Raw genomic sequence first — 11446 nt, 5'->3', positions numbered from 1 at the left:
GATAACCATGACCCTTTCATTGCGTAAATTCGCCCTCGCCGCCGGCTGCATGCTGTTCGCCGGCCAACTGCTGGCCGCCGACGAACCCAAGCGCCCGGAATGCATCGCCCCGGCCTCCCCTGGCGGTGGTTTTGACCTGACCTGCAAACTGGCGCAAAGCGCGCTGGTCAACCAGAAGCTGCTGAGCAAGCCGATGCGCGTGACCTACATGCCCGGTGGCGTGGGCGCAGTGGCCTACAACGCCGTGGTCGCACAGCGCCCTGCAGACGGCGGCACCCTGGTGGCCTGGTCCAGCGGCTCGCTGTTGAACCTGGCCCAGGGCAAGTTCGGGCGCTTCGATGAAAGCGCCGTGCGTTGGCTGGCGGCGGTCGGCACCAGCTACGGCGCCATCGCGGTGAAAAGCGATTCGCCTTACAAAAATCTCGACGACCTGGTGCAGGCGCTGAAGAAAGATCCGAGCAAAGTGGTCATCGGTTCCGGCGGCACCGTGGGTAGCCAGGACTGGATGCAAACCGCGCTGATCGCCAAGGCCGCCGGGATCAACCCGCGCGACCTGCGCTATGTGGCGCTGGAAGGTGGCGGTGAAATTGTCACCGCGCTGATGGGCAACCACATCCAGGTGGGCAGTACCGACATCTCCGATTCCATGCCCCATATCCAGAGTGGAGACATGCGCTTGCTCGCGGTGTTCTCCGAAGCGCGCCTGGACGAGCCGGAAATGAAGGATATTCCGACCGCCAGAGAGCAAGGCTACGACATCGTCTGGCCAGTGGTGCGCGGTTTCTACCTTGGGCCAAAAGTCAGCGATGCCGACTACGCCTGGTGGAAAGACGCCTTCGACAAACTGCTGGCCTCCGAAGACTTCGCCAAGCTGCGTGACCAGCGCGAACTGTTCCCGTTCGCCATGACCGGCCCGGAGCTGGACACCTACGTGAAGAAGCAGGTAGCGGACTACAAAGTGCTGGCCAAAGAGTTCGGCCTGATCCAGTAATCGCCCCTCTGTCGCGCGGCCACGCCCTGCTGAACCAGGGGCGTGGCCCAGGAGTTCAACATGCTCTTACAACGCATATTCGCCGCCGCGCTGCTGCTGGCCTGCGCGGGCCTGGCCTTGATGGCCTGGCCCTACCAGGCGTCGTTTTCCTACGAACCCGTGGGGCCTCGGGCCTACCCGCTGCTGATGCTTGGGCTGATGAGCCTGGCGCTGATCTACATGCTGTTTCGCCCGCAGCCGACCAAACACACTGAGGAAGAACCCGCGCTGGACCGCGCCACCCTGATCAAGATCGGCATCTGCGTGGCGCTGTTGATCGTGTTTGCCGCCACCTTCGAATCCCTCGGTTTCATTCTCAGCAGCATGTTGATCGGCATTCCGATGGCACGGCTGTATGGCGGCCGCTGGTTGCCCGGTGCGGTGATCATCACCTTGATGAGCGTCGGCCTTTATCTGCTGTTCGATAAAGCCATGGATGTTCCGCTGCCCCTCGGCCTGCTCGACGTTCTGGAGAACTGATATGGATACTTTCGGCTATTTGGGCCAGGGCTTCGGCGTGGCACTGTCCCCCTACAACCTGGTGACCGCGCTGTGCGGCACCTTGATCGGCACCGTGGTCGGCCTGCTGCCGGGCCTGGGCCCGATCAACGGCGTGGCGCTGCTGATCCCCATCGCGTTCGCCCTGGGCCTGCCGCCGGAGTCGGCGTTGATCCTGCTGGCGGCCGTGTACCTGGGCTGCGAATACGGTGGGCGTATCAGTTCGATCCTGCTGAACATCCCGGGCGAAGCCTCCACCGTGATGACCACCCTCGACGGTTACCCGATGGCCCGCAAAGGCCTGGCCGGTGTGGCCTTGTCGTTGTCGGCGTGGAGTTCGTTCATCGGCGCGTTTATCGCCACCTGCGGCATGGTGCTGTTTGCCCCGCTGCTGGCCAAGTGGGCGATTGCCTTCGGCCCGGCGGAATATTTCGTACTGATGGTGTTCGCGATTGTCTGCCTCGGCGGCATGGCCGGCGATAAACCGCTGAAGACCTTTGTCGCGGCGCTGATCGGCCTGTTCCTGTCGGCGGTGGGCATCGACGCCAACAGCGGCGTGTACCGCTTTACTGGCGATAACATCCACCTGACCGACGGCATCCAGTTCGTGGTGTTGGTGCTGGGCCTGTTCTCCATCAGCGAGATCCTGTTGCTGCTGGAAAAAACCCACCGTGGCCAGGAAGCAGTGAAAGCCACCGGGCGGATGATGTTTAACCTGAAGGAAGCCTCGTCGGTATTTGTGGTGAACATCCGGTGCGGCCTGCTCGGTTTCATCATGGGCGTATTGCCCGGCGCCGGCGCGACGTTGGCGTCAGCCGTGGCCTACATGACCGAGAAACGCCTGGCCGGGGCCAGCGGTAAATTCGGACAAGGTGACATGCGCGGTCTGGCGGCACCGGAAACCGCCATCGGCGCCTCCGCCTGCGGTGCGCTGGTGCCGATGCTGACCCTGGGCGTGCCGGGTTCGGGCACCACCGCGGTGATGATCGGCGCCCTGTCGCTGTACAACATCACGCCGGGCCCGCTGTTGTTCCAACAGCAACCGGATATCGTCTGGGGCCTGATCGCCTCGTTGTTCATCGCCAACATCATGCTGGTGATCCTCAACATCCCGATGATCCGCATCTTCACGCGCATCCTCGCCGTGCCGAACTGGGCGCTGGTGCCGGTGATCGCGATCATCACCGCGATCGGCGTGTACGCGGTTCACGCCACCACGTTCGATCTGTTCCTGATGATCGGCATCGGCATCTTCGGCTACATCCTGCGCAAGCTCGACTTCCCGCTGTCGCCGGTGTTGCTGGGCTTTATCCTCGGCGGCCTGATGGAGCAGAACCTGCGCCGCGCGCTGTCGATCTCCAACGGTGCGCTGGAGATCCTGTGGTCCAGCCCGATCACCTTCGGTGTCTGGGTATTGACCGCCGTGATGCTGCTGTTACCGCTGGCGCGCATCTACCGCAAACGTGCGTTGCAGCGTCGTGCCGTGGCCGATGTCTGAGGCCAGCTTTAAACACTGGTGGGGAACACCGCTGGTCGGCCTGGCCGGCGGTTACCTGGCCAGCCTGGTCGGCTGGCCGTTGCCGTATATGGTCGGTTCGCTACTGGCGATCATCCTCGTGCGTTGCCTCACGCCGTGGCAGTTGGCGGAGATTCCCGGCGGGCGCAAAGGCGGCCAATGGGTGGTGGGCATCGGCATCGGCCTGCACTTCACTCCGCTGGTGATCGAACAGGTGATGAGCCACTTCGGTTTGATCTTCTTCGGCGCGCTGGTCACCAGCCTGTCGAGCGTGGTCGGCGTGTGGTTGATGCGCCGCAGCGGCGAAGACCGCGCCACCGCGTTTTTCTCCAGCATGCCCGGCGGTTCCGGCGAGATGGTCAACCTCGGCGCGCGCAATGGCGCGGTGCTCAGCCGGGTCGCGGCGGGGCAAAGCTTGCGGGTGTTGGTGGTGGTGCTGTGCGTACCGGCGATCTTCAAGTACGTGCTGGACGGTGGCGCGCCGCAGTTTCATCCCGCCCCCGTGAGCTGGGCCTGGCTGGCGCTGCTGTTTCCCGCCGGTGCGCTGGTGGCCTGGGGCTGGCAACGCTTGCGTCAGCCGAACCCATGGTTGTTCGGGCCACTGTTGGTCAGTGCCACCGCCAGTGTGGCGTGGGACCTGCACATCGGCCTGCCCGACGGCGGCAGCCAGATCGGCCAGTGGCTGATCGGCAGCGGGTTGGGCTGCCACTTCAATCGTCAGTTCTTCCGCAGTGCGCCGTCGTTCATGGCGCGCACCTTGATCGGCACCGCCTTGACCATGGTGCTGGCGACGCTGGCCGCCGTGGGCTTGAGTGCGATGACCCAACTGGACCTGCGCTCATTGACCCTGGGCATGATGCCCGGTGGTATTGCCGAGATGAGCTTGACCGCGGAAACCCTGCAACTGTCGGTGCCGTTGGTGACGGCAATGCAGGTGATGCGCTTGTTGTTCGTGTTGTTTCTGGCGGAGCCGCTGTTCAGGCATTGGAACCGCCAAGGCTAGCGGCTGCCGAGGGCCGCTACCGCCTGTCGGCACTGTCATTTCTAACAGCTAGCCTGCTCGCAGCCCTTCTGCGTTCAATCCTTGTGTGCCCCGGACCTTTTCGGCTCCTTGGCCCAGCACGAGGTGAAAACCATGGCTCCAGACCGCAACGCGCCCCCTTTCGTCGCGCAGTTGTCGCCTTATATTCCCGGCCTGACGACCCCGGTCGTGGGCTTCTCCGGCGGCGTGTATCAACTGCTGCTGGAGAGCCATGGCAGCGCGGGCCTGATTTGCATCTTGCGCGCCTACGCAGGCCAGCTTGAAGGCGATTTCATCGAGTTGTTCTGTAGCGACCTGCTGGTCCCGGTCGACTTCCATACCGTAACCGAGCAAGAAGCGCGCGAAGCAAAGGCGATTACCCTGCACATCTCCCTGGCCCGCTTGGTCGACGGCGCGGCCGGGCCCGTATTTTTCCGGGTGACGCACCTCGATCACCGCGTAGAAGAAACCCAACGCCTGACCCTCAAGATCGACACCGTGGCGCCAACCGGCAGCGACCCCGTTACCCGCCCGCCCTGGGTCAATGAACAACTGTCGCGGCCGCAACCGGCGCAGGTCCTGATCGATTCGGCCGCAGCCGGGCGTGGGGTGGTGGTGAGAATCCCCTTTTACCCGCTGGACCTCAACCGGCCTCCCAGTACCTACCGGGCGGTACGCGATCGCATTCGCTTGATCATCGGCGGGCAAATCATCGAGCACATCGTCACAGAGAATGAGGCCAGCAGCCGCAACCCGATTTCAATCACGGTCTATTACGGCACCTGGCTGCGCATCGGCAGTGGCTTTCAGGCCTGCGCCTACGATGTCATCGATGAGGTCGGCAACTACGCGTCGGGTCGCTCGCCGATGCAACTGATCGAAGTGCGGCTGGATCCCAACGAACGGTTGCTGGACGCCGCCCAGATTGTCGAAGCACCGACCGGCACGCTGGATGCGGACACGCTGGCAGGCAAAGACGCAACCCTCAGGGTGGCTGTCGAGGGAAAAGGCTGGGCGTCGGGCGACGGTCTTCGACTGACCATTCGCGGGCGTTTGCCGGAAGGTGTCGATGTCGAACAGACCTACAATGCCAGTATCACATCGACCACAACGCCTTTCGTCGACGTCCCATGGCCCAATGCTGACGTGCGTATGCTTATCGGCGCCTTGATCCAACTGAGTTATGAGCGAATTCGCACAGGGCAAGTCAACCGGCCCTCGGAAAACACCTTCGTCCAAGTGAGCGGAACCCCCGAACAAACCGGCCTCGTGGCACCGCAAGTGCCGGCCGCCAGCGGCGGCGTTCTGCACCCCTTGACCGACCCGGTGACCGTTACGATCGCGGCTTACACCGGCCAAAAGCCGTTTGACCGCGTCACGCTGGTGCTGGAAGGCACCTACGCCAACGGCCACCGTTTTTATCAGGAGCACGGGTTGCCGGCCGGCGAAGGCTGCGTCGTGTTCGAACTGCACAATGGGATCGACGGTGACATCCGCCAGCTCGATGGCGGCGAGCTGATGCTCTACTACTACATCAACACCGCCGGGGGGCGCCCACCGTCGGCCATTCTGCAACTCAACATCGGCGAGCCCCAGGACGCCCTGCCCGCGCCTGAGGTGTTGCAAGCACCCGCCCCTGCCTTCAACTTCGACCCCGAGCAATCCCGAGGCAATGCCAACGTGAGGGTTGCGGCGCATGCCGCTTTCACGGAAGGCGCCACGGTCACCCTGTACGTCGAAGGCAGCGCCATGGGCGGCAGCGCCCCACCGGACCGGTTCCCCATCACCCAGCCGTGGGTCGGGCAGGACCTGGCGTTTGTCATCGCACGGGTGTTTGTCGTGGCCAACCTCAACGGCTCGGCGCGCATTTACTATCGGGTGGAGCACGCCGGCCAGCGCACCCGTTATTCCCAGGCGTTGGTGATGAGCGTCGGCAGCGGTCTGCAACTGCCGGTGCCGCATATTCTGGAAAGCACGATCAACATCGCCGACCCCTCCACCGCCCGGCTCAACCCGCAACATGTGCTGGAGCCGCCGGTCTGCACGTTTCGGGTGAGCTACAAGCCGATGCTGGCCAGCGATGATATCCAGCCCAGATTCACCGGCACCTACGGGCTCGGAACGCCCGTCATCAATCCACGGCCAGGCGACCCGATGAAAGGTTATGTCGACTTCATCATCAGTAATCGGGTGATTGCCGCCAACCTGGGCAGAGACGCTGCATTGTCCTATACCGTGACCCGTGCCGGTGCCACCAGCATCTCCCAGGTGTTGACCTTGACCATCGACCCGCTGGCCGAACAAGTGCTGGACCTGGTCAACGTGCCCCAGGCGTCGAACGGCATCATCAACGCCAACGTGGCGCATAGTGCAGTGATTCAGGCATGGCCGTTCATGCGGACCGGGCAGCCGGTGTGGCTCGAAATCAAGGCCGCGGCCAATCGGGTGCTGCGCGACGGCACGCCGCTGAGCGCCGCGGAGTTCAATGCCAAACGCGTGGAAGTCCGCTTACCCGCCGATTATCTGCAATCCTTGCCGACCCAGAGCACCCTGCGGGTTGAGGCGCGGGTATCGCTGAACGGCAGCGCCCATAAGGATTTCGCCATCGCCTTTCGCCCTGTCGACTACCGCATAAGCAACACCGTGGGCATCTTCGCCACAATCCCGGTGGGCAATTCGCCGAACGCCCTGGCGCTCAGCCCGGACGGTACGCGGCTCTACGTCGCCTGCACCTTCGGCCGCACTTCGATCTGGGTCATCGACACCCTGCGTAACCGCGTCATCGACAGCTTCGAGGTGCCGGGCTCGCCGTTGCGCCTGGCCATTCATCCAACGGCCGAGCGTCTGTATGTGACCGACAACAGCAGCGCCACCAATACCCCGATTCGCCTCTACAGCACGCGGGACTATTCGCTGATCGACACGCTGACCGGGTTCACCACCGTCCGAGGCATTCGCTTCAATGCCAACGGCTCGCGCCTGTATGTGGCCGATGAAGGTGCATCGCGCCTGGTCGTCATCGACACAAGCAACCACCAACGCGTGGCTTCGATCCCGGTGCGCGCGCCCATCGATGTCGCCGTCAGCCCTGATAACAACCGCGCACACGTGGCCACATTCTTCGACTGGTCCATCATCAATCTGCCGACCAACAGCCTGATCAACAGCGCCGACACCCGCTCCGCCCCCGTCGCCATTGCCCATAACCCCCGTGGCTCTCAGGTGTATATCAGCGCGCGCGAAGGCGGCAGCGTCACGATCGGCAACACCTCGACCCAGCGCATCGAGCAGACCTTGACCGGGTTGCTGGGCCCCTACGACATCGCCTTCGAACGCGGGCGTGATCGGGCCTACGTGTCGCAGACCGATGGCGACCTGCTGGGCATTATCGATACGCGCTCGCGACAGGTGATTGGCAGCTATGCCGGGTTTAACAAGCCGCGCGGGCTGGTGGTGGCTCCAGACGATTCCCACGGCTACGTGGCCAATATCGGCGGGGATTCAGTGTCGTTGGTGGTGTTTTAGCTGACGGACAAGTCGGGTTCACCATTCGTCGGCACTGTCATTTCTCACAGCTAGGCAGTCCCGGGTTCAGGACGTTGAATTGAGCGTGCCGACGCCTCGCGTCAGTCGTCCAATCAACTGCTCAGACAGGATTACGATCATGGCCACAGACTCCGATGATCAAGCGCTCATCCCCGCCGACAACGCTTTGCCCGTGTTGCCCTACGATCCTCCAAGCGATGAATTCAGTGCCCGCGAACCGGACGAGCCGCGATCGGAAGGTTTCACGCTGCCTCAGGTCGACGGCTCGACATTGACCCCTCAATCGTTTCGCCAGACGCCGTTCGCCGATCTTCCCCTGTACCTGCCGACGCTGAGCACCCCTGTCGTCAGTTTCGACGGCGGGCTCAACCGGGCGGCGCTGGAGGTGAATGAAAAAGGTGTCACGTGCATTTTGTTCAGCTACCTGAACCAGGCAGAAAACGACTTCATCGAGTTGATGCTCAACGACGAACGGGTTGTTTTTCACACCGTGACCGAAGACGAAGCCCTCAAAGGCACACAAATTGTCCTGTATGTGCCCAGCAAGCATTTCATCAGCGAGGCAGGCAATGCACTACAGGCATTCGTAACTCCTTTGGGAGGCAACACTCAACAGACCAAACGCTTCAACATCAAAGTTGATATCGAACACCCCGGTGGACGCGACCCGATAGCCAGCACATGGCAAAACGAAAACCTGCCCAAACCGATATTTCCCGACGACGTCATACAATTTGGCGTGGACAGCGACACCGCGGGTAAAGGCGTACCGGTGATCATCGACTATTACCCGGTGGATTCCTCGGCGCCCGTCGCCAACCGCCGCAAGGTGCGAGATCGCATTCGCCTGAGCATAGGCGGAGTCGTGGTTGAACACCGTGTCAGCGAATTTGAAGCAGCGGGTACTGCGCCCATTACCATATGGGTCTACGCGAACACCTGGGCCACCGTGGGCAGCGGGGTAAAAATCTGTGAATACAACCTATTCGACGAGGTAGGCAACGCGTCCCTCGGGTTCTCACCCGAACAAGAACTGACGGTGCGCCTTGACGATGGGGCGCAGCCGCTGCTGCGTGAAGCCTATATTGATGAGGCCGAACAGGATCCCGACGGTAACGATCAACTCGATGCCGATGGCCTCGGTGGCGAACCGGCGACCATTATTGTTCCCGTGCGCAATGAAGGTTATATCTCCGGCGATACGATTCGTGTGAGGGTCAACGGCCTCACCGCTGAGGGTATCCGGATCATCACATTTTACGATTTCCCTGTCGTATCACCGACCATCGTCACCGCGAAGATCCCCTGGCCGTTCGCAGACATCCTGCCGCTGGTCAACGGTCGCATTCAGTTGACCTATCAGCGCATACGCACAGGCGTTCTACCGCGCGACTCCAGAGGTGCCAACGTCAACATCGTCGGCACGCCTGGCGAGGTCGGCCTGGCAGCGCCCATTGTCGAGGCGGCCATGGGTGGCACGCTGCCTGATCCCACCGTCAATCCGTTTGAAGTGCTCATCAAGACCTACCCCGGCCAGCTATCCAATGATCGCGTCACGCTGGTACTGGAAGGTACCTTCGCCAATGGCAGGTCTTATTACGCCGAATACAGCGATATGGCAGGCATCGGTGACATTTACTTTGACTTGCCCAACGGACCCGGCGGGCCCATCGCCCAGTTGGAAGGTGGCTCTCTCATTACCTATTACAAAGTCAACAATCGGCCGCCGTCACGTCGACTCGAGCTGAGTATCGGCGAGACCCAGGCCTCACTGCGTGCCCCGACCACCCGGCAGGCTGTGCCGCCAAATCATGTGTTCGACCCGCTCGTCAGCAAGGCCAACCTGAACGTCACCGTTCACCACCATGCCAGTTTTGTACTGAATGCCGTAGTTACCCTGCACTTTGAAGGGAGCAAGGCGGGCGGCAGCAATCCGCCAATCGCCTTCCTGATCGATTCAAACTGGTTGGGGGCAGACCTGCCCTTCACGATTCCTCGAACTATCGTCCTGAACAACCTGAACGGCTCGGCACGCCTTTACTACACGGTCGATGCGCCTGGACAGCCACGCCAACTCATCTCCCATGATCTGGTGATTACGATAGGCAGCGCACTGGAGTTGCCAGAACCGGTCGTACTGGAGTCTACCCCGATCAAGCCGCCCAGCCTCGCCTCGATCAACCCCCTACATGTCCTGCCGCCGCGTCCTGCCGTTGTCACTGTCCGCGTGACCTATGCCATGCTCGCCAGCGATAACGTCAAAGTACATATCATCGGAGAAAGCGGCACTGGGATTGGAACACCGAATATCCCGATGAAACCCGGCATCCCTGATGCGGGGGAGGAGTACATCACGTTCACCACGTCCAACGTATTCGTGGGGGCGAACCTGGGTCGCAAGTGCCGGGTATTTTTCGAGGTGACCCGCGACAACGCCATCACCCAGTCGCGGGAATTGACCCTGGAGGTCGAAGAGCTGCCAGAGCAGGAATTCGAACTGGTCAGTATCCCCGAAGCCTCGGGTGGGGCGATCAATACGGCAGTGGCGAACAACGTGCGGATTGATAAATGGCCGTTCTTCAGAGCCGGGCAACCCGTGTGGATTCAGTTACTCAGCACGACCAATCGCGACCTGCGGCTTGCGGTCGGCGTGACATCCGCGGAATTCAATGCCGGACGCACGCTCGACCTGATACCCGCCAGCTATTTGTCAGGCTTGGAGAACAACAGCGAGGTTGCGGTCAAAGCCTGGGTATCGCTGGACGGTTCCAACAGCCTGGAGACGGCCAAGTACTTCAAGGTGCCTACTTATGTGACGCGTAAGGGAAACGGGGAGATTATTCGTCATATTACAGCTGGGAATGGCCCGGCTAAAATCGTAATCAGTCGAGACGGCACAACGGCATGTGTCGCGAACTCGCGTGCCAATGCGATTTCAATCATCAATCTTACAACTGATGCAGTCAGAACACTGAGCACTCCCTATGCCTATGCTGCTTATAGATTGGCGTTGCACCCTACTGACTCAAGGCTCTTTATCTCGGCCTATGGCGTTGCTGCCAACTCCAACATCCTAGTCTTTAATATCAGCTCCTTCAGCTTCTCCTACCCCTACAACTATGGCGCCATAACCCAGGCAATTTGCCTAAACCCCACCGGTTCGCGAGTACTTTTCGGCCCTAACACCGCATATGGTAACTATGCGCTGTTCGGCTACAATACAATAAGCAACCAGCTTTCAACTTACTATACTGGCACGTCCGCCCCTAGAGCTGCGATAGTCGATCCACAAGGCATATCGGCATTTACAACGGGCGTCAACACGGAGCGATTTATTTTCAGCAGCGGGCTGCGTACCCACACCGTTGTCAACGGGGGAGTTGCTCAAGAACTTGCCCACAGCCCTCTTAACTCCCCCTTGGAACGACTCTATGTGTCGGTATCGGCCATAAACAGAGTTGAAATCTACAACACCGCCGATGAGGGTCTTACTCACGTCAAAACCCTAACCGGGCTGAGTGATCCAAGAGGAATTGCCTTCCATCCCACTCTCCCCCGGGCGTATGTAGCGGAACTTTCCGGTAACCGTGTCAGAGTCATTGATACGACCACCGAGACACTCGTTGGTACTATTACTGGTTTTGATCAACCCGATGGGGTGGCTTGCACACCTGATGGCCAATACTTGCTGGTCTGCAACTCTGGCAACACGACCGTGGCGGTGGTGAGCATTTAAAAACCACCCCGCCCTGCCTTAAAGCAAAAAAATGCCCCGCCTCTTTCGAGACGGGGCATTTTCATTACCCGCACGGTTTATACCGCTACCGCGCTATAC

6 protein-coding genes are annotated in these 11446 nt (G+C 61.0%); all 6 read left to right on the top strand.

Going from position 1 to position 11446, the window contains the following annotated elements; genetic code table 11:
- The first annotated feature begins 1 nt into the window (after nt 1).
- The 6 genes from ACP7E3_RS19985 (at nt 2) to ACP7E3_RS19960 (ending at nt 11347) form a co-directional block, all read left to right on the top strand.
- Nucleotides 2-991 (top strand): Bug family tripartite tricarboxylate transporter substrate binding protein, encoded by a 990-nt coding sequence (locus tag ACP7E3_RS19985; RefSeq protein ID WP_164887021.1) that lies wholly within the window; start codon nt 2-4, stop codon nt 989-991.
- Nucleotides 992-1051: 60 nt separating this feature from the next.
- The gene (locus ACP7E3_RS19980) at nt 1052-1510 is read left to right on the top strand and encodes a tripartite tricarboxylate transporter TctB family protein (RefSeq protein ID WP_046384376.1); all 459 of its coding nucleotides are present in this window, start codon (nt 1052-1054) and stop codon (nt 1508-1510) included.
- A 1-nt stretch (nt 1511) separates the two neighbouring features.
- Nucleotides 1512-3026, top strand: a complete 1515-nt coding sequence (locus tag ACP7E3_RS19975) for a tripartite tricarboxylate transporter permease (RefSeq protein ID WP_046384377.1) — start codon at nt 1512-1514, stop codon at nt 3024-3026.
- Entirely contained in the window at nt 3019-4047 is a 1029-nt protein-coding gene (locus ACP7E3_RS19970) for an AbrB family transcriptional regulator (RefSeq protein ID WP_108524453.1), read from the top strand. The genes ACP7E3_RS19975 and ACP7E3_RS19970 overlap by 8 nt, the downstream gene beginning before the upstream one ends.
- A 132-nt stretch (nt 4048-4179) precedes the next feature.
- Nucleotides 4180-7590, top strand: a complete 3411-nt coding sequence (locus ACP7E3_RS19965) for a YncE family protein (protein ID WP_261754146.1) — start codon at nt 4180-4182, stop codon at nt 7588-7590.
- 139 nt (nt 7591-7729) lie between these two features.
- The gene (locus ACP7E3_RS19960; RefSeq protein WP_426124147.1) at nt 7730-11347 is read left to right on the top strand and encodes a YncE family protein; all 3618 of its coding nucleotides are present in this window, start codon (nt 7730-7732) and stop codon (nt 11345-11347) included.
- Nucleotides 11348-11446: the final 99 nt, after the last annotated feature.

The organism is Pseudomonas sp. PSPC2-3 (assembly GCF_049898265.1).
In the GTDB taxonomy this organism is placed as follows: domain Bacteria; phylum Pseudomonadota; class Gammaproteobacteria; order Pseudomonadales; family Pseudomonadaceae; genus Aquipseudomonas; species Aquipseudomonas veronii.
The sequence above is the reverse complement of the archived record's forward strand: the minus strand, read 5'-3'. Positions and strand labels throughout refer to the sequence as shown.